This window comes from Pseudomonas sp. LW8, from assembly GCF_041956865.1.
Classification (GTDB): domain Bacteria; phylum Pseudomonadota; class Gammaproteobacteria; order Pseudomonadales; family Pseudomonadaceae; genus Aquipseudomonas; species Aquipseudomonas siliginis.
The window spans coordinates 2,707,659-2,732,270 of the sequence record NZ_CP168138.1 but is presented as its reverse complement, the minus strand read 5'-3'; the positions used below and the strand labels follow the sequence as shown (position 1 = coordinate 2,732,270).

Annotated in this window: 18 protein-coding genes; 5 read left to right on the top strand and 13 right to left on the bottom strand. The window is 60.5% G+C overall.

The window, feature by feature from the left end; translation table 11 throughout:
• Positions 1 to 9: 9 nt before the first annotated feature.
• Entirely contained in the window at positions 10 to 2,007 is a 1,998-nt protein-coding gene (locus AB9L16_RS12485) for an alpha-1,4-glucan--maltose-1-phosphate maltosyltransferase (RefSeq protein WP_252883770.1), read from the bottom strand.
• Between the two features lie 217 nt (positions 2,008 to 2,224).
• Between AB9L16_RS12485 and AB9L16_RS12480 the strand changes: the two genes are divergently transcribed.
• Positions 2,225 to 2,383 (top strand): hypothetical protein, encoded by a 159-nt coding sequence (locus tag AB9L16_RS12480; protein WP_167351302.1) that lies wholly within the window; start codon positions 2,225 to 2,227, stop codon positions 2,381 to 2,383.
• Between the two features lie 150 nt (positions 2,384 to 2,533).
• Here the strand turns inward: AB9L16_RS12480 and AB9L16_RS12475 are convergent, their stop codons facing one another.
• Positions 2,534 to 3,046 (bottom strand): MgtC/SapB family protein, encoded by a 513-nt coding sequence (locus tag AB9L16_RS12475; protein ID WP_056785798.1) that lies wholly within the window; start codon positions 3,044 to 3,046, stop codon positions 2,534 to 2,536.
• A gap of 121 nt (positions 3,047 to 3,167) precedes the next feature.
• On the opposite strand from AB9L16_RS12475, the gene AB9L16_RS12470 reads away from it, so the two are divergent.
• From AB9L16_RS12470 to mapR, 3 genes are all read left to right on the top strand, one after another.
• Positions 3,168 to 3,416, top strand: a complete 249-nt coding sequence (locus tag AB9L16_RS12470; protein WP_056785796.1) for a DUF3203 family protein — start codon at positions 3,168 to 3,170, stop codon at positions 3,414 to 3,416.
• A gap of 195 nt (positions 3,417 to 3,611) precedes the next feature.
• Positions 3,612 to 5,042 carry a cytochrome c oxidase accessory protein CcoG gene (gene ccoG / locus AB9L16_RS12465; RefSeq protein WP_323621516.1) on the top strand — a complete coding sequence of 477 codons (1,431 nt, stop codon included), beginning with the start codon at positions 3,612 to 3,614 and terminating at the stop codon, positions 5,040 to 5,042.
• 238 nt (positions 5,043 to 5,280) lie between these two features.
• Positions 5,281 to 6,690, top strand: a complete 1,410-nt coding sequence (mapR, locus tag AB9L16_RS12460; protein WP_125916197.1) for a GntR family transcriptional regulator MpaR — start codon at positions 5,281 to 5,283, stop codon at positions 6,688 to 6,690.
• Positions 6,691 to 6,822: 132 nt separating this feature from the next.
• Here mapR and AB9L16_RS12455 read toward each other — a convergent pair whose 3' ends face one another.
• The 10 genes from AB9L16_RS12455 to AB9L16_RS12410 form a co-directional block, all read right to left on the bottom strand.
• Positions 6,823 to 7,569 (bottom strand): SDR family oxidoreductase, encoded by a 747-nt coding sequence (locus AB9L16_RS12455; protein WP_041480996.1) that lies wholly within the window; start codon positions 7,567 to 7,569, stop codon positions 6,823 to 6,825.
• A 178-nt stretch (positions 7,570 to 7,747) separates the two neighbouring features.
• The gene (locus AB9L16_RS12450; RefSeq protein WP_041480997.1) at positions 7,748 to 9,829 is read right to left on the bottom strand and encodes a bifunctional diguanylate cyclase/phosphodiesterase; all 2,082 of its coding nucleotides are present in this window, start codon (positions 9,827 to 9,829) and stop codon (positions 7,748 to 7,750) included.
• Between the two features lie 301 nt (positions 9,830 to 10,130).
• Positions 10,131 to 11,600, bottom strand: a complete 1,470-nt coding sequence (locus tag AB9L16_RS12445; RefSeq protein ID WP_150635394.1) for an efflux transporter outer membrane subunit — start codon at positions 11,598 to 11,600, stop codon at positions 10,131 to 10,133.
• Positions 11,597 to 14,704 (bottom strand): efflux RND transporter permease subunit, encoded by a 3,108-nt coding sequence (locus tag AB9L16_RS12440; RefSeq protein WP_071172349.1) that lies wholly within the window; start codon positions 14,702 to 14,704, stop codon positions 11,597 to 11,599. Before AB9L16_RS12440 ends, AB9L16_RS12445 begins: the two co-directional genes overlap by 4 nt.
• A gap of 136 nt (positions 14,705 to 14,840) precedes the next feature.
• Positions 14,841 to 17,942: an MdtB/MuxB family multidrug efflux RND transporter permease subunit gene (locus AB9L16_RS12435; protein WP_375123669.1), complete on the bottom strand. Its 3,102-nt coding sequence runs from the start codon at positions 17,940 to 17,942 to the stop codon at positions 14,841 to 14,843.
• Positions 17,939 to 19,243 (bottom strand): MdtA/MuxA family multidrug efflux RND transporter periplasmic adaptor subunit, encoded by a 1,305-nt coding sequence (locus AB9L16_RS12430; protein ID WP_041481001.1) that lies wholly within the window; start codon positions 19,241 to 19,243, stop codon positions 17,939 to 17,941. Before AB9L16_RS12430 ends, AB9L16_RS12435 begins: the two co-directional genes overlap by 4 nt.
• A 174-nt stretch (positions 19,244 to 19,417) precedes the next feature.
• Positions 19,418 to 19,918, bottom strand: a complete 501-nt coding sequence (gene tpx, locus AB9L16_RS12425; protein WP_016774621.1) for a thiol peroxidase — start codon at positions 19,916 to 19,918, stop codon at positions 19,418 to 19,420.
• A gap of 288 nt (positions 19,919 to 20,206) precedes the next feature.
• Entirely contained in the window at positions 20,207 to 20,884 is a 678-nt protein-coding gene (locus tag AB9L16_RS12420; RefSeq protein WP_071172345.1) for a DUF3313 domain-containing protein, read from the bottom strand.
• Positions 20,885 to 21,013: 129 nt separating this feature from the next.
• Positions 21,014 to 21,988: a hypothetical protein gene (locus AB9L16_RS12415; RefSeq protein ID WP_375123668.1), complete on the bottom strand. Its 975-nt coding sequence runs from the start codon at positions 21,986 to 21,988 to the stop codon at positions 21,014 to 21,016.
• A gap of 429 nt (positions 21,989 to 22,417) precedes the next feature.
• Positions 22,418 to 22,909 (bottom strand): hypothetical protein, encoded by a 492-nt coding sequence (locus tag AB9L16_RS12410; protein ID WP_375123667.1) that lies wholly within the window; start codon positions 22,907 to 22,909, stop codon positions 22,418 to 22,420.
• Positions 22,910 to 23,106: 197 nt separating this feature from the next.
• Between AB9L16_RS12410 and AB9L16_RS12405 the strand changes: the two genes are divergently transcribed.
• Positions 23,107 to 23,799, top strand: coding sequence for an aspartate/glutamate racemase family protein (locus AB9L16_RS12405; RefSeq protein ID WP_310219931.1), 693 nt, complete (start codon positions 23,107 to 23,109; stop codon positions 23,797 to 23,799).
• A gap of 1 nt (position 23,800) precedes the next feature.
• Here the strand turns inward: AB9L16_RS12405 and AB9L16_RS12400 are convergent, their stop codons facing one another.
• A complete protein-coding gene (locus AB9L16_RS12400; protein WP_375123666.1) occupies positions 23,801 to 24,319 on the bottom strand; it encodes a GNAT family N-acetyltransferase in 519 nt (172 codons plus the stop codon).
• Positions 24,320 to 24,612: the final 293 nt, after the last annotated feature.

The following is a 24,612-nucleotide window of genomic DNA, read 5'->3' as shown; positions in this document are numbered from 1 at the left end:
GTGCAAATGTTACGAAGCGCTGATCCGCCAAATCCCGAACGGCTGATACGCCGGATCGATGCGCATGAACTGATACTTGCCGTGCCAGTCCCAGCGATGGCCGTTCATCAAATCTTCGCCATGGGTGGTGGCATCGTCCGGCAGGCCCATTTCCCACAGCGGCAGTTCGAAATTCGCTTCCTGCACGTTATGCGGATCGAGGCTGACTGCGACCAGAATGAAATTGCTGCCATCGGCGCTGCGCTTGCCGAAGAACAGAATATTGTCGTTCCAGGCGTTATAGATTTTCAGGCCCAGATGCGTATGCAGCGCCGGGTTCTGTCGGCGGATGCGGTTGAGCTGAGCGATCTCGGCAATGATGTTGCCCGGCGCGGTGAAGTCGCGGACGCGGATTTCGTATTTCTCCGAATCCAGGTATTCCTCTTTGCCCGGCACCGGTGCCGATTCGCATAACTCGAAGCCGGAATACATGCCCCACAGGCCCGAGCCCATCGTTGCCAAGGCAGCGCGGATGAGGAAACCGGGACGCCCCGACTCATGCAAAAACGCCGGGTTGATGTCCGGGGTATTGACGAAGAAATTCGGCCGGTAGCATTCGCGCCACGGCGACTGATTCAGCTCGGTGAAATATTCCGCCAGTTCGGCCTTGGTATTGCGCCAGGTGAAATAGGTGTAGCTCTGCGAGTAACCGACCTTGCCCAGACGCGCCATCATCGCCGGCGTGGTGAAAGCCTCGGCGAGGAAGATCACTTCCGGATACAGGGTGCGCACATCGGCGATCAGCCATTGCCAGAACGGCAGCGGTTTGGTGTGCGGGTTGTCGACGCGGAAGATCTTCACACCTTCCTTGACCCAGCCGACGACGATATCGCGCAACTCGACCCACAGGCTCGGAATCGCGTCCGGCGCATAGAAGTCGACGTTGACGATGTCCTGGTACTTCTTCGGCGGGTTTTCGGCGTATTTGATCGTACCGTCCGGGCGCCAGTTGAACCAGCCCGGATGCTCCTTGAGCCACGGATGGTCCTGGGAGCACTGGATGGCGAAATCGAGAGCGATTTCCAGGCCGTGATCGGCGGCGGCAGCCACCAGCCGGCGGAAATCTTCACGGGTGCCGAGCTGCGAGTGAATCGCCTCGTGGCCGCCCTCTTCGCTACCAATCGCATACGGGCTGCCGGGATCATCCGGGCCAGCAGTCAGGGAATTGTTGCGGCCCTTGCGGTGGGCGCGGCCGATCGGGTGAATCGGCGTGAAGTACAACACGTCAAAGCCCATGTCCTGAATCATCGGCAGACGCGAGTGCACGTCGTTGAAAGTGCCGTGACGCTGAGGATCGTCGGTGATCGAGCGCGGAAACAGCTCATACCAACTGGCGAACTCGGCGAGTTCGCGCTCGACGTCCATGGGGAATTCGGCGCTGATGCTGAGGTAGGCGCGGTGATCAGCCTGGGCCATCAGCTCTGCACTGCGCGAGTGCAGAAACAGCGCAACCTGCTCGGTTTCGAGCAGGCCGGACAATTCATGGTGCAGCGCGGCAAGCTGCTCGCTGAGCTGACCTTCGCTGCGTTCTGCGGCCTGTTGCACCATGGTTCGGCCTTCCTGCAGCTCCAGGGAAACCGGCACAGCAGCGTTGTGCTTCTTTTCCAGTTCGTACTGGAAGCTGGCGAAATGGTCGATCCACGCTTCGATGCAATACAGATAGCGGCCCTGCTCTTGCGGGCGGAACTGGCCTTGCCAGGTGTTGTTGCCCTGATCGGACATGACCTCGGTCTGCCAGGTTTCCTGGCCTTCTTCGCGCCAGCGGATGCGTACGGCGAGCTTGTCATGGCCGTCGGCAAACACTTTGCTGGTCACCACCACTTCGCGTCCGGCAACCGACTTGACGGCAAACTGGCCGCCGTCGAGGGTCGGCATGGTGTTTTCGATAACGATTCGAGGCAGCAGCAACGCCTGCGACAATGGCATGTGCGGGTTGTAACTCAGCTCTGAAGGTCTTTCAGCAGTCATTGAGCATCTCTCCTTAACGCCCCAAGGACGCTCTTGTGCCGGAACAGTATTCGCGACAAAGCGCCGGCCCTGTCATGAACTCACTTAGGTTCCGAGCAACCGGCGCGGGGAAAAGTTCAGATGAAATTAACAAGACAAACCGGCGGATCGAATTTGCCGTGGCCGGGTCAACTTACTTAAGCACGTCCCACGCCATGTGCCATACGGAGGTCATCAGATGAACATCCCGATCCCGGCGGAAACGCCTGATCCGAACATCGACAAACCCACCCTGCCGGATACCGAGCCGCCACCGGTGCCCGAGCAAGAGCCACCCGGCACCACGCCACCGCCGAAAGAAGAGCCACCGAATACGATGCCGCCAGTGATCGTCTGACCCTGCCCCCCTGATCGTTCCCACGCTCCGCGTGGGGATGCCTCAACGGACGCTCCGCGTTCGGCTCCAGAAGGGACGCGGAGCGTCCCGGGCTGCATTCCCACGCGGAGCGTGGGAACGATCAGGCAACGATCATCAGCCGGCGGGAAGTCAGAGGTGGTCATTCTTGTCGACATCCTTTTCGAACACTCTCACCACGTAAGGCATCACGCTGAAAATCGCCAGTGCCAGAATGGTACTGAGCAATGCCGTCGCTTCCTTGCCCAGCCCCGCCGCCACGCCGATCGCCGCCGTCATCCATAAGCCCGCCGCCGTGGTCAGGCCTTTGACATGGGCCTCGTCGCCCTGCTGATTTTTCAGAATGGTGCCGGCGCCGAGAAAGCCGATCCCGGCAATCACACCCTGCAAGACCCGACTCATGGCATCGGATTCTGCGCCCGAGGTCTGCGGCACCAACACGAATAGCGCAGCGCCCAACGCCACCAGCATGTGCGTGCGCACGCCCGCTGCCTTGCCTTTATGCTCGCGCTCAAATCCGAGTATCCCGCCGAGAATCGCCGCCATCAGCAGGCGTACGGTGATCCGGGTCATTTGCGAGGCGTCGCCGATATCGGCAAATTCGGCTTGCATCGTGGCCCACACTTCATCCCACCAGTCTTCCATCGTGCTTCCCTTGTTATTGGCTTGATAAGCGATGGACAACAGCGACCATTAATCGGTTGCGCAGAACGAACTGCGCGCTGCGTTTCCTAACGTGCAGACCTCACTTGAAAGGACTGCCGCCATGACCGTTCGAATCGATGAATCCAACCCTGAGCAGAAAGTGTGTTTTTTCACCGTCGAGCATGGTGAGGAAATCCGTATCTGCGACACGTTGACAGTCGAGACCGATAGCGAAAAAGCCATGTCGTTCGTGGAAATCGAAGGCAAACGCGCCTACATCACCGAAGCAGAAGCCGATGTCTTGACCGTCGCCGGGGCCAAGGACGGGCGCAAACATCTGAAGGCCGATGACAGTGATTCGGTGGTTTGATTGACCTCGCTCAATACGCTGCGCAAACATCCGCGATAGGCGTTTGCGCCGCGCCCACCCTGATGATTCAAGTTGTCGCAGGGATTGCGCCAAACCCCATCTGATCCGCTTTTTATTGCCAAACCTGAGTCTGTTCTGCAAACAGATCGGCGCCCATAGTTCATCGGCCTGATGGAGGCTGATGAGCGAACGAACATGAGCGAGCAAATCCCCGTCCGAACCGTAGAAGCATCGCCAACGATAAAAAGCGTACCCGCGCGCCCACTGAAGGCGACTGCCGGCTCCACCGACAAGCAGATCCACACCCGCAGTTTCACCGGCCTGTTCCGCAACCTGCGTATGAGCGGTGCCGGGTTTCTGTTCCTGCTGTTCTTCGGCACCGTGTGGCTGAACTGGGGCGGTCGGCAGGCGGTGCTGTGGGATCTGGCGGAAAGCAAATTCCATATCTTTGGCGCGACGTTCTGGCCGCAGGATTTCATTCTGCTCTCGGCGCTGCTGATCATCGCTGCGTTCGGACTCTTCGCCATCACCGTGTTTGCCGGTCGCGTCTGGTGTGGTTACACCTGCCCGCAGAGTTCGTGGACGTGGATCTTCATGTGGTGCGAGAAGATCACCGAAGGCGAACGCAACCAACGGATCAAACTGCAAGCGGCGCCGTGGAGCCTGAACAAACTGGCGCGGCGCGCCGCCAAGCACACGTTGTGGCTGGCGATCAGCGTGATGACCGGCCTGACCTTCGTCGGCTACTTCACCCCGATCCGGCCGCTGGCTGAAGATTTGCTGACCCTGCAGATCGGTGGCGTCAGTCTGTTCTGGGTGCTGTTCTTCGCCGCCGCCACCTACATCAACGCCGGTTGGCTGCGTGAGGCAGTGTGCATGCACATGTGCCCGTATGCGCGGTTCCAGAGTGTGATGTTCGACAAGGACACGCTGACCATTGCCTACGACGCCGCCCGTGGCGAAAACCGTGGTCCGCGCAAGCGTGACGTGCGCCCGGTCGAAGCCGGCCTGGGTGATTGCATCGACTGCCAGTTGTGCGTGCAGGTCTGCCCGACCGGCATCGACATCCGCGATGGCTTGCAAATGGAATGCATCGGCTGCGCAGCGTGCATCGACGCCTGCGATTCGATCATGGACAAAATGCATTACCCGCGCGGCCTGATCCGCTACAGTTCCGAGCGCGAATTGCAGGGCGGCAAAACCCATCTGCTGCGTCCGCGTTTGATTGGCTATACGGCGGTGTTGTTGGTGATGATCGGAGCGTTGGCGCTGGCATTGATCGAGCGGCCGATGGTGTCGCTGGACGTGACCAAGGATCGCGGGTTGTTCCGCGAGAACGCTCAGGGGCAGATCGAGAATATTTATTCGCTGAAAGTGATCAACAAGACTCAGCAGCGACAGGAATACCGGTTGAGTCTGGTTGATGGCGACGGGTTTGAGTTGCAGGGCAAAACGGCCCTGAGCCTGGCGCCGGGAGAGATTGTCGATGTGCCGGTGTCGGTGGCGATGACCACCGAGCGCCCGGCGAGCAGTTCGCAGACATTGAGTTTCAGGATTGAAGACAGTGACGAGCCGCAGGTATACAGCGTGGCGAAGAGCCGGTTTGTGGCGCCGATAAATCGTTGAGAATTTGGTATTGCTGCCCTCACCCCAGCCCTCTCCCGGAGGGAGAGGGAGCCGACCGAGGTGTCTGTCGCTATGCATCGACCTGAAAGACCGAGTCGATTATGGATTCGGCAAAGCACTGTCAGGTCGGCGTATTTCATCAGCATCCCCCAATCAGTCCCCTCTCCCTCTGGGAGAGGGCTAGGGTGAGGGCTCCTTCCCTGACACCCCACAAAATCATGTCCACCAAGGCCCACCGATGAAACGCTACGAAAAATTCGCCGACGACATCGCTGAACTGATCCGCTCCGGCGTCCTCGGCCCCGGCCAGCGGGTGCCGTCGGTGCGCTACGCCAGCCAGACCTACGGCGTCAGCCCGTCCACGGTGTTCCAGGCCTATTACCTGCTCGAACGCCGCGGCCTGATCCGCGCCCGGCCGCGCTCCGGTTACTTCGTCAACGCCCATACGCCGAGCACATTCTCCGAGCCGGTAATCAGCAGCCAGGTCAACGAATCCACTGAAGTCGACGTCAGCGAGTTGGTGTTCTCGGTACTCGATTCGATCAAAGACCCCAACACCGTGCCCTTCGGCTCGGCCTTCCCCAGCCCGACACTGTTCCCGCTGCAACGCCTGTCGCGTTCCCTGGCCAGCGCCGCGCGGGAGATGGACCCGCGCATGGTCGTCACCGACATGTCGCCGGGCAATCCGCAACTGCGCCGGCAGATTGCCCTGCGCTACATGGTCGGCGGGCTGATGCTGCCGATGGAAGAATTGCTCATCACCAACGGCGCCCTCGAAGCGCTGAACCTGTGCCTGCAAGCAGTGACCGAGCCCGGCGATCTGGTGGCCATCGAGGCCCCGGCGTTTTATGCCTGCCTGCAAGTGCTGGAGCGCCTGAAGCTCAAAGCCGTGGAAATCCCCGTGCACCCGCGTGACGGCATCGACCTCGGTGTGCTCGCGCAGACTTTGGAACGCCATCCGATCAAGGCCTGCTGGTGCATGACCAGTTTCCAGAACCCGATGGGCGCGACCGTGCCCGAGGCGAAAAAACAGGAACTGGTCGAACTGCTGCGTCAGCATCAGGTGCCGTTGATCGAGGACGACGTCTACGCCGAGCTTTATTACGGGCAACAGGCGCCAAAACCGGCCAAGGCTTTTGATACCGAAGGATTGGTCATGCATTGCGGCTCGTTCGCCAAAAGCCTCGCGCCCGGTTATCGCATCGGCTGGGTGGCGGCCGGGCGTTTCGCGCAGAAAATCGAACGGCTCAAGCTGATGACCTCACTGTGCGCTTCGATGCCGGCGCAAGCGGCGATTGCCGATTATCTGCAACACGGCGGCTACGATCGGCATCTGCGCAAACTGCGTTATGCCCTGGAAGAACAGCAGAGCGCGATGCTCGCGGCGATTGCCCGCTACTTTCCGGCGCAGACCCGGGTCAGCCAACCGGCGGGCGGCTACTTCCTGTGGCTGGAATTGCCGGAGCAGATGGATTCGCTGAAATTATTTCAAATGGCATTGGCACAAGGCATCAGCATCGCGCCGGGGCCGATCTTCTCGCCGACCCAGCGTTTCAGAAATTGCATTCGATTGAATTACGGCAGCCCCTGGACCGAGGAATCGGAAAAGGCCATGGAGACGTTGGGGCGGATTGTGCGGTCGTTTTGACGGATAGGTGTTGTCTGGGCTGGCCCCTTCGCGAGCAGGCTCGCTCCCACAGTTGATTTGTGAATACAGAACCAATGTGGGAGCGAGCCTGCTCGCGAAGAGGCCGGTTTTCAACACTGCAAACCCACCGGTTTACCGCCCGCCCCCCAAATCAACAAACGTCCCGGTCGCATACGATGCCTTGTCCGACAGCAACCAGACAATCGCCTCCGCCACTTCATCCGGCCGCCCGCCCCGGGCCATGGGAATCGCCGATTCGAGCTTGCTGACCCGATCCGGGTCGCCGCTCAGCGCGTGGAAGTCGGTATAGATGTAGCCCGGACGCACGGCATTGACGCGAATGCCCTCGCCTGCGACCTCTTTCGACAGACCGATAGTGAAGGTGTCGAGCGCACCCTTGGATGCGGCGTAATCAACGTACTCGTTCGGCGAACCGAGGCGTGCCGCGACCGAGGACACGTTGACGATGCTGCCGCCCTGCCCTCCATGTTTGGGCGACATGCGCAGGATCGCGTGCTTGGCGCAGAGGATCGGCGCCAGCACGTTGGTTTTCATGATTTTGAGGATGCGGAATTCGGACATCTCATCGACCCGCGATTTCTGCCCAACGGTGCCGGCGTTGTTGACCAGCGCGGTGACGCGGCCCAGTTCGGTGTCGACGCGATGAAACATCGCGATCACTTCGTCTTCGATGCTGACATCGGCGCGAACCGCGATGGCCTGGGCGCCCAAGGCGCGAACCTGCTCGAGCACGCTGTGTGCGGCCTGTTCATCCGACTGATAGTTGATGCAGATCCGGTAGCCCTGTTCGGCTGCCAGCAATGCCGTAGCCGCGCCGATTCCGCGCCCGCCCCCGGTGATGACAATGACTTTATCCATGCTGGCCTTCCCCCACGTGCACACGTAACAGTCGGGGCCAAGAATAACTGCCATTCATGGCTTTTGCATGAGTTCTATGGTGTTTGCACAAGCGCCTTCGCGAGCAGGCTCGCTCCCACAAGGGAATGCGATCACCTGTGGGAGCGAGCCTGCTCGCGAAGAACGATGACTCGGTATCTCAGACCACCGCCAGCCGTTGCCCACGCACGATGTCCTGCATGAAGCGCTCCGCCGGCATCGGATGGCCGAGCAGATAGCCCTGCAGCGAATCACAGCCCAGTTTGGTCAGGAAGTCCTGTTGCGCGCCGGTTTCGACACCTTCGGCGACAATCCGCAAATCCAGGGCCTGCCCCAGCGCAACGATCGCCGAGACGATTGCGGCATCATCGCTGTCATGCTCCAGATCGCGGACGAAACCGCGGTCGATCTTCAGCTCATTGGCCGGCAAACGTTTGAGGTACATCAGGCTGGAATAACCGGTGCCGAAGTCGTCGATCGACAGGTCGACGCCCATGTCCGACAGCTCTTGCAGCACGGTCATGCTCGCATCGGCGTCGCTCATGGCCGTGGTCTCGGTGATTTCCAGAGTCAGGCTGTTGGCCGGCAAGTGGTGGGTTGCCAGCGCCTTGGCCACGCTTTGCACCAGCCCGGCATGGCAGAACTGCAAGGCCGAGAGGTTCACGGCGATGCGCCAGTCGGTGTAACCGAGCACGTACCATTCGCGCATCTGCCGGCAGGCTTCGTTGAGCACCCATTCGCCCATCGGAATGATCAGCCCGGTTTTCTCCGCCAGATCGATGAATTTATCCGGCATCAGCATGCCATGCAGCGGATGCTTCCAGCGCAGCAGCGCTTCGGCACCGACCGGGCGGCCATTGGCGGCGTCGAATTTGGGCTGGTAATGCAGGCAGAACTGGTTGTGCTCGATGGCCGCGCGCAGGTCCTGTAACAGTTGCAATTGTTTGCGCGCGTTGGTGTTCATCGACGCATCAAAGAAGCTGTAGCCGTTCTTGCCGCCGCCCTTGGCGTGGTACATCGCAGCATCGGCGTTCATCAGCAGTTCCTGGGCGTTGTCACCGTTGCCCGGGTACAGGGCGATGCCGACGCTGGCGGAAATCTGCAGATCATGTTCAGCGACGCGGAACGTGCGACCGATGAGGCTGACCTGACGCGCAGCCAGGCTCAAGGCGTCATTGGGCTCGCTCAAACGCACCAGTAGAACGAACTCATCGCCGCCGATCCGCGCAAGAGTGTCCTGGCTGCGCAAGTCTTCACGCAGACGTGCGCCGACCTCGCGCAGCAATTGGTCGCCCATGTGATGGCCGAATGCGTCGTTGACCGGTTTGAAGCCGTCGAGGTCGATGAACATCAAGGCGAAGCAGCCACCCTGCTCTTGCACCTTTTTGATCGCCTGATTGATGCGGTCGTCGAGCAGCATGCGGTTGGGCAGACTGGTCAGCGGATCGTGCAGGGCCAGTTGGGTGAGTTCGCGGTTGGCCACCGTCAGCGAGTGCGCCAGATCAGCCGTGCGCGCTTCGAGGCGGGCGTCGAGGATCGAGGTCAACAAGGCAATCGACAGCACCGCCAGCGTGGTCACCACGACCAGACTGTCGAGGCCATTGCCCTTCAAGCCATTGAGCGTCGCGCCGCAGAAACTGCCGTCAGGAAATTGCGCAGCAGCCATGCCGGTGTAGTGCATGCCGACAATCGCCACCCCCATGATCACCGCCGCGCCGGCACGAATCAGCCGCACATAGGGCGATTGCTGACGCAGGCGAAAGGCAATCCACAATGCCGCTGCCGAGGCGCCGACGGCGATCAGCAGGGAGGCACTGAACAGGGTCGGGTCGTAATCGATGCCCGGTGTCATGCGCAGCGCGGCCATGCCGGTGTAGTGCATGGCGCTGATGCCCGAACCCATGATCAGCGCACCGAAAGCCAGTTGCGCCAGTGGCAGTTTCGGTTGGCTGACCAGCCACAAGGCGAAACCGCAGGACAGCACCGCGATCAGCAGCGACAGCGCAGTGAGGGCGAAGTCGTAGCCCAGGTCGATCGGCAATTTGAAGGCGAGCATGCCGATGAAATGCATCGACCAGACGCCAACGCCCATCGCCAACGCCCCGCCCGCCGTCCAGAAATGCACGGCCCGGCCTTTAGCCGTGGCAATGCGCCCGGTGAGATCGAGCGCCGTGTAGGAAGCCAGAATGGCCACGCACAACGAAATGAAAACCAGGGTGAAGGAGTAGCTGCCGATGAGCATGGACGTTCTCGTGACAAGCCGAAACCGTACTGCTTCCATTCTCGGTCGGGCAAATGCGGCGATTGTACTGATTGCGCGGAAGAACGCACTGACAAAGTAACCAAATTGCCATCAAGCCGATGAAACGCTTGTTCGATCGTCCTACAAGGCTCTGTGGCGGGCTTTAAGCACACCTTGTGAAAGCGATCTCACGCCAGACACAAATCCCTGTGGGAGCGAGCCCGCTCGCGAAGGCGTCGGCACAGCCACCATCGTAGTTGCCTGACCCACCACTTTCGCGAGCAGGCTCGCTCCCACAGGTTCAGCGGTTGTCGCTGACGTCGAGTTGGCCGTCCCAGCCGCCGCCCAGCGCGGCGATCAGTTGCACGCTGGCGATCAGTCGGTTCTGCAGAATATTCAGCACACTGCGTTCGTTGCTCAGCGCTGTGGCTTGCACCACGACCACGTCGATATAGGCAATCAGGCCCGCCTTGTACTGGTTTTCCGTCAGGCGCAGGGAATCGCGGGCGGCATCCAGCGCTTCCTGGCGCACTGCCGCTTCGTCTTCATACACCTTGAGCTGGACCAGGTAGTTTTCCACTTCGCGGAAACCGTCGAGCACGGTCTGCCGGTAGCGCGCGACGGTTTCGTCATAGGCTGCCTCGCTGCGGTCAACCTCGGCCGAACGAATGCCGCCGTCGAACAGCGGCAGAGAAAGCTGCGGGCCGACCGACCAGAAACGGTTCGGCAGGCTGATCAGGTTTTTCGAGGTACTGCTGCTGTAGCCGCCGCTCAGGCTCAGGGTCAGGTCCGGGTAATACGCGGCTTTCGCCACGCCGACATTGGCGTTGGCGGCGATCACAGAGCGCTCTGCCGAAGCGATGTCAGGACGGCGTTCGAGCAATTGCGAAGGCAGGCTCAACGGCACTTGCGGCAGATTCGGGATGTTCTGGCTTTCGGCAATGCTGAAGTTGGCCGGGGCTTCGCCAGTGAGCACGGCAATGGCGTTTTCAAACTGTGCGCGCTGCCAGATCAGGTCGACCAGATCGGCCTGAGTGCTTTTCAACTGGGTTTGCGCCTGCGCCACCGCATCGCGCCCGGAAACCCCGGCGCGGTACTGGTTCTGCGTCATCTTCAGTGATCGCTCGTAAGCGGCAACCGTGGCTTCAAGCAAACGCTTCTGCTGATCGATGACGCGCAGTTGCAGGTAGTTCTGCACCAGCTCCGACTGCTGACTCAGACGCATCGCCGCCAGATCGGCAAAACTCGCCTGGGCGTTGGCCTCATCCGCCTCCAGCCCACGGCGCAGCTTGCCCCAGACATCGGCTTCCCAACTGACGCCCAGTTGCGCGGTGTAGGTATCACGAATACCGCTTGAGGAACTGCTCAGGCTCGAACTGCTGCTGCCGGTGCCCTGACTGGAGCGATTCTTGCCCAGACTCAGGTCGACGCTCGGGTAAAACGCCCCGCGTGCACTGCGCACCAAGGCCTGCGCCTGACGAAACTGCGCCTCGGATTGAGCGACGGTCTGGTTGGAGCTGTTGAGTTTTTCCACCAAGGCGTTGAGCTGCCGGTCGCCGTACAACTCCCACCAGGCGCCCCGGGCCAGCGAGTCGCTTGGGTTGGCCTGACGCCAGCCTTCGGCTTCCTTGAACTGAGCGATTTCGGCGGTTTGCGGGCGCTGGTAGTCCGGACCGACTGCGCAAGCGCTGAGCAGCGCCACGCACAGCGACAGGCTCAATAGGCGCGAGCCGCGGACGGTGGCCAATTGGATAAGCGAACGGTCAGTCATAGCGGAGTTTCCAGAGCGGCATCAGTACGCACGCCACGCCATTTGTTGAAGCGATGGCGCAGCTTGTCGAGATAAAGGTAAACCACCGGGGTGGTGTAAAGGGTCAGGACCTGGCTGAACACCAGGCCGCCAATGATGGTCAGGCCCAGCGGCTGGCGCATTTCCGCACCCTCGGCGCGGCCGAGCAGCAACGGCAAGGCGCCGAGGATCGCCGCCAGCGTGGTCATCAGGATCGGCCGCAAGCGTTGCAGACAGGCGCTGCGGATCGACTCCAGCGGCGACAGGCCCTGATGACGCTCCAATTGCAGCGCCAGATCGATCATCAGAATGGCGTTCTTTTTCACCACGCCGATCAGCAGGAATATCCCCAGCAGGGAAATCAGGCTGAACTCGCCGCCCAGCGCATAGATCGACAGCAACGCGCCAACCCCGGCCGAGGGCAAGGTCGAGAGAATGGTCAGCGGGTGGATGTAGCTTTCATACAGCACACCGAGCACCAGATACACTGCCAGCAATGCACCGAGGATCATGAACGGCTGGCTCTTCTGCGTGGCGGCGAAGGCGTCCGCAGTGCCGGCCATTTTCGCAATCACATCCTCCGGCAAGCCGACCTTGGCGATCGCTCGTTCGATGGCGGCACTCCCCTGCTCCACGGTCACGCCTTCGGCCATATCAAATGAAATGCTTTCGGACGCAAACTGGCCTTCATGGCTGACGCGGTCGTTTTCCAGGCTGTTTTCGTAATGGGCGAACGTCGACAGCGGCACGCGCGCACCGTCAGCGGTAATCACCTCGACCTGCTTGAGCGTCACCGGATCCTGGGCGTATTTCGGATTGACCTCCATCACCACCTGATACTGATTGAGGCTGTCGTAGATCGTCGAAATCTGCCGCTGGCTGTAAGCGTTGTTGAGCACGGCGGTGACCATGTTCATGTCGACCCCCAGGCGCTTGGCCTGATCCCGGTCGACAATCAGTGTCACCTGCTGCGCCCCGGCACCTTCGCGGGCATCGATGGCGGTCAGCTCGGGCAAGGCGCGCAACGCGGTGACCACTTTCGGGAACCACTTGCGCAATTCAGCGAGGTCGCCGCTTTGCAGGATGTAGGTGTATTGCGAACTGGTCTGCTCGCGGCCGCCGCCAAATTGCAGGTCCTGGTCGGCCATCAGCATCAACTGCGCCCCGGGCACCTTGGGCATTTCCTTGCGCAGACGCTCGATGACTTTCTGTGCCGACAGCTGGCGCTCCTTGATCGGTTTCAGGCGCACGATCATGAAGGCGTTGTTGGTGCCGTTGTTACCACCAATGAAGCCGGCCACGCTTTCCACCGCTTCGTCCTTGAGCACGGCGCGGCGGAAGGTTTCCATTTTCGGCTGCATGACGTTGAACGACAGACCGTCGTCGCCACGCACGAAACCGATCAACTGGCCGGTGTCCTGCTGCGGCAGGAAGGTTTTCGGCACTACCACATACAGCGCAATGTTGACGCCAACGGTGAGCAGCAGACTGAACAAGGTCAGACGGCGATGACGCAATACCCAGTCGAGGCTGGTGGCGTATTTGCCGACCATCCAGTCGTTGGTCTTGTGGCTCCAGCGTTGCAGGCGGTTTTCCTGGCCCGGCGTGTGCGGCTTGAGCCAGCGCGCGCAGAGCATTGGCGTCAGCGTCAGGGAAACCACCAGCGACACCACGATTGCCGCCGCCAGGGTGATGGAAAATTCGCGAAACAAGCTCTCGACCAGCCCGCCCATGAACAGGATCGACAGGAACACCGCCACCAGCGAGACGTTCATCGACAGCAGGGTAAAACCGACTTCCTTGGCGCCGAGGTACGCGGCCTGCATCGGCTTGACGCCTTCGTCGATATGCCGGGAAATGTTCTCCAACACCACGATGGCGTCGTCCACCACAAGACCTGTGGCGAGAATCAACGCCATCAGCGACAGGTTGTTCAGCGAGAACCCGTAAAGGTACATCACCGCAAAGGTACCGACCAGCGACACCGGCACCGCCAGGGTCGGGATCAGCGAGGCGCGGAAGTTACCCAGAAACAGGTACACCACCAGCACCACCAGGGCGACGGCGATCAGCAAGGTCATCTCGGCTTCGTGCAGCGTCGCCTTGATCACTGGCGAGCGATCCATGGCCAGATTGAGTTTGACGCTGGCCGGCAGCACCGCTTGCAGCGCGGGCAACTGCGCTTTGATCTCGTTGACCGTCTCGATGATGTTGGCGCCGGCCTGACGGTTGATCACCAGCAATACCGCCGCGTCGTCGTTGAAGAAACCGCTGTTGTAACGGTCTTCGACGCCATCGCTGACTTTCGCCACGTCCTTGAGACGCAATGCGGCGCCGTCAGCGTAGTGAATGATCAGCGACTCATAATCCTTGGCTTTCTCCAACTGGTCGTTGGCCTGGATTTGCCACAAGCGCTCGCCGTCCTCGACCGAACCCTTGGGCCGGCGTACGTTAGCGTCGGCAATGGTCTTGCGCACATCGTCGAGGGCCACGCCGTACTGGTTCAGCGCCTGCGGTTCGAGCTCGATGCGCACCGCCGGCAGCGAACTGCCACCGATCTGTACTTCACCAACGCCCTGCACCTGCGACAGGCTTTGCGAGAGGATGGTCGAAGCCAGGTCGTAGAGCTGGCCTTTTTCCAGCACGTCCGAGGTCAGCGACAGCACCATGATCGGCGCCTGCGACGGATTGACCTTTTTATAGGTCGGCATGCTGCGCATCCCGCTAGGCAGCAGATTGCGCGAGGCGTTGATCGCCGCCTGCACTTCCCGCGCCGCGCCGTTGATGTCGCGGTCGAGGTCAAACTGCAGAATCACCCGCGTCGAACCCTGACTGGAACGGCTGCTCATGGTATTGACGCCGGCAATCGCACCGAACGACCGCTCCAGCGGCGTCGCCACCGTCGAAGCCATCACCTCGGGACTGGCGCCCGGCAGACTGGCCTGAACCACGATCACCGGGAAGTCCATCTGCGGCAGCGGCGATACCGGCAACAGACCGAAGCTGACCCCACCGAGCAACATGATTGCCAGGGATAGCAGCATGGTTGCCACGGGGCGTTTGATGAAAGGGCCGGAGAGGTTCATCGACTCTTGTTCTCCCCGCATACCTCTGTGGGAGCGAGCCTGCTCGCGAATGCGCCCTTACCTTCAACTTTGGCAGTGACTGACCTCCCGCTTTCGCGAGCAGGCTCGCTCCCACAGGGGAGATATATTCCGACAGTCATACCGCGACCTCTTCACCTTCGGCTTTGGATTTGCCAAAGCGCCTTCCGAGGCGGTCGAAGTACAGGTAAATCACCGGCGTCGTGAACAGCGTCAACACCTGGCTCACCAACAAGCCGCCGACCATCACCAGACCCAACGGCTGTCGCAATTCAGCACCAGACCCAGTGGCCAGCATCAGCGGCACTGCGCCGAACAACGCCGCCAGCGTGGTCATCAAAATCGGCCGGAAGCGCAGCAGCGCCGCTTGATAGATCGCCTCTGCCGGGGCCATGCCCTGGGTGCGTTCGGCGTCGAGGGCGAAGTCGATCATCATGATCGCGTTCTTCTTGACGATACCGATCAACAGAATGATGCCGATGATCGCGATCATGCCCAAATCGTTGCCGCTGAGCAGCAACGCCAGCAAGGCACCGACTGCGGCGGACGGCAAGGTCGAAAGAATGGTGATCGGGTGGATGTAGCTCTCGTAGAGCACACCGAGGACGATGTACATGGTCACCACGGCCGCCAGAATCAGCAGCAAGGTGCTCGACAGCGAAGCCTGGAACGCCTGCGCCGCGCCCTGGAACTGAGTCTGCACGCCGACCGGCATGCCGATGTCCTGCTGCACCTGCTCGATGATGTCCACGGCATGCCCCAACGCCACGCCCGGCGCGAGGTTGAACGACATCATCACCGCCGGGAACTGGCCGATGTGAGTGATCGCCAATTGCGCCTGACGCTCTTCAACATGCGCCAGACTCGACAGGCGTACCTGCGCGCCGTCGGTGGTCTTGACGTGAATCTGATCCAGCGCCTGCGGGCCGATCTTCTCCCCGGCCTGGGCTTGCAGCACCACGCGATACTGGCTGGCCTGGGTGTAAATGGTCGAAATCTGCCGCTGGCCGAACGCGTCGTACAGCGCATCGGTGATATTCGCCACCGACACGCCAAGGCGCGATGCGGCGTCGCGGTCGATCACCAGATAGACCTGCAAGCCTTTGTCCTGCAGATCACTGGCCACGTCGGTCAACTCCGGACGCTGGGCCAGGGCTTCGACCAGACGGCCACTCCACTGGCTGAGCAATTCCGAGTCCGGCGAGGACATGCTGAACTGGTACTGGGTGCGGCTGACCCGGTCCTCGATGGTCAGATCCTGCACCGGCTGCATGAACAGACGAATGCCGACCAGTTTGTCCAGTTGCGGTTGCAGGCGGGAAATCACTTCACTGGCCGTCAGATCGCGCTCGCCATGGGGCTTGAGGTTGATCAGCAAGCGGCCGCTGTTGAGCGTGGCGTTGTCGCCGTCGACACCAATGTAGGACGACAGGCTCTGCACCGCCGGATCTTCGAGGATGATCTTGGCCAGTTGCTGCTGCCGCTCGCCCATCGCCGCGAAGGAGATCGACTGCGGCGCTTCGGAAATGCCCTGAATCACCCCGGTGTCCTGCACCGGAAAGAAACCCTTCGGCACGATCACGTAAAGGAATACGGTCAACGCCAGCGTGCCGATGGCGACCAGCAAGGTCAGCGGCTGATGCTTGAGCACCCAGCGCAGCATCCGCCCGTATTCCTTGATCATCCAGTCGATGAACGCACCGCTGGCGCGGTAGAAACGGCCTTGCTCGTGTTCTTGCGGTTCACGCTTGAGCAGGCGGGCGCACATCATCGGCGTAAGGGTCAGCGACACCACCAGGGAAATCAGGATCGCCACCGCCAGGGTAATGGCAAACTCGCGGAACAGGCGCCCTACCACGTCGGCCATGAACAGCAGCGGAATCAGTACGGCGATCAGCGACAGAGTCAGGGAAATCAGGGTGAAGCCGATCTGTTTCGCGCCCTTGAGCGCGGCCTGCATCGGGCTGTCACCCTCTTCGATGAAGCGCGAAATGTTCTCGAGCATGACGATGGCGTCGTCGACGACGAAACCGGTGGCAATGGTCAGCGCCATCAGGGTCAGGTTGTTCACCGAGAAACCGGCGAGGTACATCACGCCGAAGGTGCCGATCAGCGACAGCGGCACGGCCACTGACGGGATGATCGTCGCACTGGCGCGGCGCAGAAACAGGAACGTGACCATGACCACCAGCGCGATAGCGATCAGCAGTTCGTGTTGCACGTCGGTGACCGAGGCACGGATGGTCTGGGTGCGATCGGTCAGCACCGTGACTTCGAGGCCGGCCGGCAGGTTGTCGGTGATGCTTGGCAGCAAGGCCTTGATGCGGTCGACCACTTCGATAACGTTGGCGCCGGGCTGTCGCTGGATGTTCAGCAACACCGCCTGATTCTGGTTGGCCCACGCGGCCAGACGCTCGTTCTCGGCGCCATCGACGATTTCCGCGACGTCCTTGAGCCGCAACGGTGCGCCGTTCTTGTAGGTCAGGATGAGGTTGGCGTAGTCCTCGGGCGAGGTCAGTTGGTCGTTGGCATCGAGCATCGACACCCGGGTCGGGCCGTCGAAGTTGCCTTTCGGCTGGTTGACGTTGGAGGCGCCGATCAGCGTGCGTACGTCCGACAGGTTGAGGCTGTTGGCCGCCAGCGCTTCGGGGTTGACTTTGATCCGCACGGCTTGACGCTGGCCGCCGGCAATGCTGACCATGCCGACGCCGCTGATCTGGGCGATTTTCTGCGCCATGCGCGTATCGACCAAGTCATTGAGCTTGGGCAGCAGCATGGTTTTCGAAGTGATGGCCAGGGTCAGCACCGGGGTGTCCGCCGGGTTGACCTTGTTGTACACCGGCGGTGCCGGCAGGTCGGTGGGCAGCAGGTTGGTCGCGGCGTTGATCGCGGCTTGCACCTGCTGTTCGGCGACGTCCATGTTGATGTCGAGGCTGAAACGCAGCGTCAGCACCGAAGCGCCGCCGGAGCTGGTCGAGGCCATTTGTGTGAGGCCCGGCATCTGCCCGAACTGGCGTTCAAGCGGCGCGGTGACGGCGCTGGTCATCACGTCCGGACTGGCGCCGGGGTACAGGGTCATGACGCGGATGGTCGGATAATCGACCTGCGGCAAGGCCGAAACCGGCAGCAGGCGATAAGCGATCAGGCCGGCCAGAACAATGGCCAGCATGCTCAGGGTGGTGGCTACCGGACGGAGGATGAACAGCCGCGAAATGTTCATGCGCCCTTCTTGGCCTTGTCGGCTGTGGTCGCATCAGGATTGGCGGCGGATTTGCCTTGCAGGTGTTCGGTCGGCGAGGTCGGCACTTCGCTGCTGTCATTGACCACTTCGACTTCGCTGCCCTCCTTCAGGCGATCGGTGCCTTCAAGCACCACGCGATCACCTGCGGCGAGGCCTTCGGTGACCACGGTGTTGTCACCGTCGCTGGCACCGATTTTCAGTTGGCGAATGGTAACTTTCTTGTCGCCGTCCAGCGCATAGACAAAAGTGCCATTGGTGCCGAACTGAATCGCTGCCGACGGTGCCAGCACTACACCTTTGAGCGTGTCGGCCAGCAAATGAACGTTGACGAACTGATTGGGGAACAGCGACTGGTCGCGGTTATCGTAACGGGCCTTGAACTTGAGGGTGCCGGTAGCTACGTCGATCTGGTTGTCGAGGCTTTGCAGCACACCGGTAGCCTGCAGCTTGGTGTCGCCCCGATCCCACGCTTCGGCAGGCAGTTTAGCTCCGCTGCGGTAACGCGCGAGCACGGTGTCGAGGCTGTTCTCCGGCAAGGTGAAGGCAACGCTGATCGGTTGCGTCTGGGTGATCACTGCGAGGAACGTCGTGTCATTAGCGGCGACGAGGTTGCCGACGTCGACCTGACGCAGACCGACGCGACCGGCAATCGGCGCGCGGATCTTGGTGAATTCGAGATTGAGCTTGGCGTCGTTGACCGCCGCCTGATTGGTCTTGACCGTGCCCAGGTACTGGCCAACCAGCGCTTCGGCGGTGTCGAGGGTCTGTTTGGCGATGCTGTCTTCTTTATACAGACCGCGGTAACGCTCGACGTCGACCTGGGCGTTTTTCAGTTGCGCCTGATTCTGCAGCAACGTGCCTTCGGCCTGGAGCAAAGCGTTCTGGTAAGGACGCGGATCGATCTCGGCCAGCAGGTCGCCCGCCTTGACCATCTGCCCTTCTTCGAAATGAATCTTTACCAGTTCGCCGCCCACGCGGCTGCGCACGTTGATGGTATTGAGCGCGGTAACCGTGCCCAGTGCCTTGTAATACAGCGGGAAGTCGCCCTTCACCGCCGGCGCCACACGCACCGGAATCGGCCCGGTACCGCCGCCGAAGCCAGGCCGCATCATTCCCGAGCGCCCGGTATGCCCAGCGGCCGCTTTGTCGCCTCCCGCCTTGTCAGCAGAGCCGGCGGGCCAGAATTTCCAGCACAGGACAGCGATGACCAACAGGACGAGCAGGCTGATCAGCCAGCGACGGGATTTGCGGGGGGACGATTGCATGGAGTTATTGACCATTGGGCGCGTGGGCTTCTATTACGGGAGGCTGAACGATAAGCACTGAGTGGATTTAAGCAAAGCAGCTTTACCGGCAATTTACCTTCCACTTACGTTTCAAGGTGTGAGGCAAAACCCTGATACACAAATGAAAACGGCCTGGACAGGGCCAGGCCGTTAACAATTGTAAAAGCCTTACTTGAGAACGGACAGTGCCGCTTCGTAGTTAGGCTCTTCGGCGATTTCCTTGACCAGTTCGCTGTGCAGAACGGTGTCGTTTTCATCCAGCACCACAACCGCGCGAGCGGTCAGGCCTTTCAGCGGGCCGTCAGCGATGGCCACGCCATAGTTTTCGATGAACTCGCTGCCGCGCAGAGTCGACAGGTTCTGTACGTTTTCCAGACCTTCAGCACCGCAAAAGCGTGCTTGGGCGAATGGCAGGTCAGCGGAGATGCACAGCACCACGGTGTTGCTGATGTCGTTGGCCTGGGCGTTGAACTTGCGCACGGAGGTGGCGCAGGTCGGGGTGTCGACGCTTGGGAAAATGTTCAGGACTTTGCGCTTGCCGGCGAAGTCTTTCAGGGTGACGTCGGACAAATTGCCGGCTACCAGGGAAAAGGCTGGCGCCTTGGAACCGGCTTGTGGCAACTGGCCGTTGACTTGAACCGGATTGCCTTTGAGGGTGACTTGAGCCATGACTTGAGTCCTTCTGTTTTTTGATTGGAAAGCATGCAAGAGGCGGAAGTTAACCACGAAATCGGCTGACGACCTATGCCCTGTTGGAAATTGTTGGGTGCTGAGCGGTGACATTGTATACAACCCACCGCAGCTTTCCTGTAGGGCTGAGCCTGCTAGCAAAAGCGTTGTGCCAGGCAGCACATTCGAAACTGATACACCGAAATGCGAGCAGGCTCACTCCCATACTGAATACGAGTCCAGTGTGGGAGCGAGCCTGCTCGCGAAAAGGCAACCGGCCTTACTGCATCATTTGGCTTCAGATTTGAGTTTCAGATACGACTGATGCAGATCGCTTGCCCAGCCATCGATCACCGCTTTCATGTCGTCGGCTTTCATCACCTGGGAAGAGTTTTCCAGCGGTTTGCCGGTACCTTTGCGCACCACCTGCGCGATGACATGATTGGTCGCGCCGTCCATGAATACCGCCTCGGTGGCCAGCGTGGTTTCCTGGTCGCGGATGCCAGAGGCCGTACTTACCGCTGCGGCGACCAGTGCGATCGGGATCACTTCATAGACTTGCAGGCCTTCGGTCTTGCTGCTGACTGCGGTAATCGCCGGACGCACCACAATTACGCCCGGCCCGGGACCTGCGGCCAACGGCAGCGATTTGCCGAGTTCGCGCTTGAGCGCCTGATCGTAATAACTGGTGATGCCGTTGAGAGTCTGCTGGGGGATTTTCTCGGTGGCTTGCGGCTTCGGGTAGAGCTGGCTTGGCTCTACGTAAACGCTGGTGAATTTATTGATGTCGAGTTTCGGGTCCATCCAGCGCATCACCTCGGCACCAGAGGGTGACTTGGCCTCCTTCAGCTGGCTGTAATCCTTGAGAAAGCCGGAATACTGGTCAGGCTCGACGGTTTTGCTGGAACAACCCACCACGCCAAGGGTGGCAATGCACAGCGTGCCCATCACGACGGCTAGCTTCATGCTGTAATTCCTTTGAGAAGGCCAAGACATTTTGCATAGGGGAGATACAGGTATAGCCAAAACCCCGGCAAATGCGATGGCCAATTGCAAAGTTCACATCCGACAGCGCGTGTGCCTCGCCAACCGGTATTACCAGGAGGATGTTTCGCCACTGCGCAACGCCATCTCTCGCCGGCTATTGGCGCGCATCGCCTTGATCAGCGATACCGTTCCCACCAGCAGAATCGCCGCACCAAACAAGAAGTCGATGTTGTATAGCTGGAAATCTTCCACCGGCCCGATCAGCAATGTACGCACCAGCGCAATTCCCACCAGCGTCGCGAGAAAGTCGATCCCCGGTTCATCGCGGTAGAACACCAGCATCAGTGGCAGGCACAGCACCAGCAGAAGCAACAGCACCACGACCTTGAACGAGCCTTTGCGTTCGACGCTGAACGCGCACTCATGCGCCCCGTACGGCTTGTAGTCCTCATCGCGGATCATCGAGTTTTTCTCGTTGATGTAGTCGGCGCGGTTGTACTTCTGGATCGGCGTAAAGGTGTTGGACATCTCCATCAGCGTGGTGATGTTCTTGAAGCGCAAGTCGATGCGCTCGCTGCCCTTGAGGTAATACAGCACCGGTTTATAGCCGTAGCGATAGGTATCGAAGGGGAACGCGGCAGTCTGAGCGTGCACGCCGATTGCGCGAGGCTCAAGTTCGGCGAAGGCGCTTTTATTGGTCGACGAGAGGTTGCGGCTCAGCGGCTGCACCTTGACCTGCTCGAGGAAGATCGGCGTGACGCCGAACGACCACTGCAGCGGTTCCAGACGCAGGCGCAGTTCGTTGCGGCCCAGGTCGTAGCGGTTGAAGGTTCGTTCGGAAACCACCAGCGAGCCGCCAACCATGAATTCGCCACGCAGGTTGTTGGTGACGCGCAAGGTCAGTTGATCCTTGCCCACCAACGCCGCTTCACTGGTCGGTGGCGTGCCGCACCACGCGGTGCTTTCGCCGACACCGCCAAGCTGGCCGTCGCGGTTTTCCTTGAATACATAAAAGTAACTGGCCCACAGCGTCAGCAACAAAAGCGACGCCGTGAGACCGAGGATTTTTTTGCCCGGACTCACTGATCAGACTCCCTTCTTCGGTTCCATCGTCCAGCCGAAAACCCGCTGGCGACGGCGACTCTACCAAAAGGCCACCAGTGACCCAAGGGAAAATGCCGGATTGGCACCGAACCTAAGGGTTTCCCCGGTCTACGCCTCACTCCTCCTGCGGATGTGGCGCTGGCCCGGCGTCATGCTCAGATTGCTTGAGGGCTCAGGTGATGGAGATGCTTTTTGATGCGCTGGGCGTGATGTTTTTGTGGCTGGCGGCGGGCTGCCCTCACCCTAGCCCTCTCCCAGAGGGAGAGGGGACTGACCGAAGTGTTTGTAGGACTCACGTCGACCTGAAATATCGCGTCGAGCTCAAGTTTTGAACATCACTCGGTCTGCCCCCTTTCCCCCTCGCCCCCTTGGGGGAGAGGGCTGGGGTGAGGGGGTAAGCTTTTGATCTTAACCGCGATCGCGAGGTATCAGGCTCTGCAATTGCTGAGCAAGGAAATCGGCGTCGAAGGCAAACGTATCCGGATCCTTCAAGCCATTGGTCTTACGCCACTGCCATGCGCCATCCGCCAGGCCAACCAGCGAAATACTCCCGTACCGCGCCGCCGTCAGCCCCATCACTGCCAGGGAAATCTGCCCGCCGCTGCCCATCACATCCGGCACAAATTCCACCGGTTTGCCGGCAATCACAATGCTCAATTTTTCCGTCTTGAACGTCGAGGTTTCCACCGGCACGCTCGGCCCGAACGCGACATACGCCTCGCGACTGACCTCCAGCAGATTCGGCGCCTTGACCGGTTCAAGCCATTGCTCGATCTCGTCGAACAGCGCGCCAATTCGAGCCGCCCAAGCAGCCGATTGCGTGGTGAACAGTTGCTTCTTGTGCGCTTCGCTTTCGGCATAGTGGCGAAGCATTTCGCCCAGTTGCTGTATGTCGTTCATTGCGGTGTTCCTCGGAAAGGACCTGCGAAGGGTGATAGTGGCAGATCCCCGGCGCGGCGTACGTTTAGTTCTTGCAGATGCACAGTTGCGGGAAAGATCGGCGGTACAGTCAGTCGGTACTGGCGTCGAGTCTCGAACAGAAGGAAACTTCAGGCAGCCCTGAATGCTCGACACTGACATTTGCTTGAGGAAATCCAATGCGCACCATCGGCCTTATCGGCGGCATGAGCTGGGAGTCCAGCGCCGAATACTATCGCCTGATCAACCAACAGGTTCGCGAGCGCCTCGGCCCGTTGCGCTCGGCGCAGTTGCTGATGTACAGCGTCGATTTCGGTCCGGTCGAACAGGCCCAGCACGCCGGGCGCTGGGACGATGCAGCGGCGATTCTGGTGGATGCCGCGCGCCGGCTCGAAGCTGGCGGCGCAGAATGCGTGGTGCTGTGTACCAACACCATGCACAAGGTCGCCGAGCAGATTCAGGCGGCGATCAGCATTCCGTTTTTGCACATTGCCGAACCCGCCGCGCAGGCTGCACTGGAAATCGACGCGCGCACTGTCGGGTTGCTCGGCACCGCGTTCACCATGGAGCAGGACTTTCTCAAGCAGCGTCTGATCGCCCAAGGCCTGACCGTGCTGGTGCCGGATGATGCCGAGCGCAAAGAGGTGCACCGGATCATCTACGACGAACTCTGCGTGGGTGTAATCAGCGAACAATCGCGAGAAATCTATCAAGGCGTCATCCAGTCCCTGACCGCACGTGGCGCCCAGGCAATCATCCTCGGCTGCACCGAAATCGGTCTGCTGATCAAACCCGAACACAGCGCCCTGCCCCTGCTCGACACTACCGAGCTGCATGCGCAGTCGGCAGTGGCGTTCGCACTGGGCGACTGACTCAGGGTTTCGACGAACGGCGCAGACGGGCCATGCTCAACGTGTCGACCCACTGCCCGTCGCGCACCGCGTAATCACGCAACAGCCCTTCGGCCTCGAAACCGAACTTGCGGTAAAGGCCGATGGCTGCCTCGTTATCGGCGTACACCGTGAGTTCGACGCGGTGCAGATTCATCCAGTTATCGGCGACCTCCAGCGCCGCCGCCAACAACATCGAACCGACGCCCTTGCCCTGCCAAGCCGCCCCGACTGCCATGCCGAAACTGCCGGCGTGGGCGCGGCGCATGCGTGAATAAGCTTCCAGGCCCAGATTGCCGATCACCACGCCTTGGTCCAGGGCAACCAGTTTCAGCGCACGTTCGTTATCAGCCTGAAGTCGCTGGCGCCAGACCTCGGTGGATTGAAACGGCATTTGCAGCACTTGCCGTGCAACGACGGGGTCGTTGTAAAGCGCGGTGATACCCTCGAGGTGGGATTCGTTGGAGCGTTCGAGATGGATCGTGGAGGTTGGGTCTGACATGGGATCGGTCCGTGATCAGCGTGTGGCTGGTCACTCTAAACCGCTGATCTGGAATCTGGCGAGATGAAATTGTGGGAGCGAGCCTGCTCGCGAAGGCGGTTGGCCAGTCACTGAAGCTTCGACTGGCAGATTGCATTCGCGAGCAGGCTCGCTCCCACATTTTGATCCAGCCCGGGCACAACCCCTGTGAGCACTGAAGATTCCTGTGGGAGCGAGCCTGCTCGCGAAAGCGACCTCATAGCCAACACCTGCTTCCCGGCAAAAACGTCTACCGTGCTGTCGCCAATTTTTTG

Excerpts from the sequence above, each read along its gene's own strand:
- AB9L16_RS12485 (WP_252883770.1), bottom strand. The coding sequence starts at position 2,007 with ATGACTGCTGAAAGACCTTCAGAGCTGAGTTACAACCCGCACATGCCA.
- AB9L16_RS12480 (WP_167351302.1), top strand. The coding sequence starts at position 2,225 with ATGAACATCCCGATCCCGGCGGAAACGCCTGATCCGAACATCGACAAA.
- AB9L16_RS12475 (WP_056785798.1), bottom strand. The coding sequence starts at position 3,046 with ATGGAAGACTGGTGGGATGAAGTGTGGGCCACGATGCAAGCCGAATTT.
- AB9L16_RS12470 (WP_056785796.1), top strand. The coding sequence starts at position 3,168 with ATGACCGTTCGAATCGATGAATCCAACCCTGAGCAGAAAGTGTGTTTT.
- ccoG (WP_323621516.1), top strand. The coding sequence starts at position 3,612 with ATGAGCGAGCAAATCCCCGTCCGAACCGTAGAAGCATCGCCAACGATA.
- mapR (WP_125916197.1), top strand. The coding sequence starts at position 5,281 with ATGAAACGCTACGAAAAATTCGCCGACGACATCGCTGAACTGATCCGC.
- AB9L16_RS12455 (WP_041480996.1), bottom strand. The coding sequence starts at position 7,569 with ATGGATAAAGTCATTGTCATCACCGGGGGCGGGCGCGGAATCGGCGCG.
- AB9L16_RS12450 (WP_041480997.1), bottom strand. The coding sequence starts at position 9,829 with ATGCTCATCGGCAGCTACTCCTTCACCCTGGTTTTCATTTCGTTGTGC.
- AB9L16_RS12445 (WP_150635394.1), bottom strand. The coding sequence starts at position 11,600 with ATGACTGACCGTTCGCTTATCCAATTGGCCACCGTCCGCGGCTCGCGC.
- AB9L16_RS12440 (WP_071172349.1), bottom strand. The coding sequence starts at position 14,704 with ATGAACCTCTCCGGCCCTTTCATCAAACGCCCCGTGGCAACCATGCTG.
- AB9L16_RS12435 (WP_375123669.1), bottom strand. The coding sequence starts at position 17,942 with ATGAACATTTCGCGGCTGTTCATCCTCCGTCCGGTAGCCACCACCCTG.
- AB9L16_RS12430 (WP_041481001.1), bottom strand. The coding sequence starts at position 19,243 with ATGGTCAATAACTCCATGCAATCGTCCCCCCGCAAATCCCGTCGCTGG.
- tpx (WP_016774621.1), bottom strand. The coding sequence starts at position 19,918 with ATGGCTCAAGTCACCCTCAAAGGCAATCCGGTTCAAGTCAACGGCCAG.
- AB9L16_RS12420 (WP_071172345.1), bottom strand. The coding sequence starts at position 20,884 with ATGAAGCTAGCCGTCGTGATGGGCACGCTGTGCATTGCCACCCTTGGC.
- AB9L16_RS12410 (WP_375123667.1), bottom strand. The coding sequence starts at position 22,909 with ATGAACGACATACAGCAACTGGGCGAAATGCTTCGCCACTATGCCGAA.
- AB9L16_RS12405 (WP_310219931.1), top strand. The coding sequence starts at position 23,107 with ATGCGCACCATCGGCCTTATCGGCGGCATGAGCTGGGAGTCCAGCGCC.
- AB9L16_RS12400 (WP_375123666.1), bottom strand. The coding sequence starts at position 24,319 with ATGTCAGACCCAACCTCCACGATCCATCTCGAACGCTCCAACGAATCC.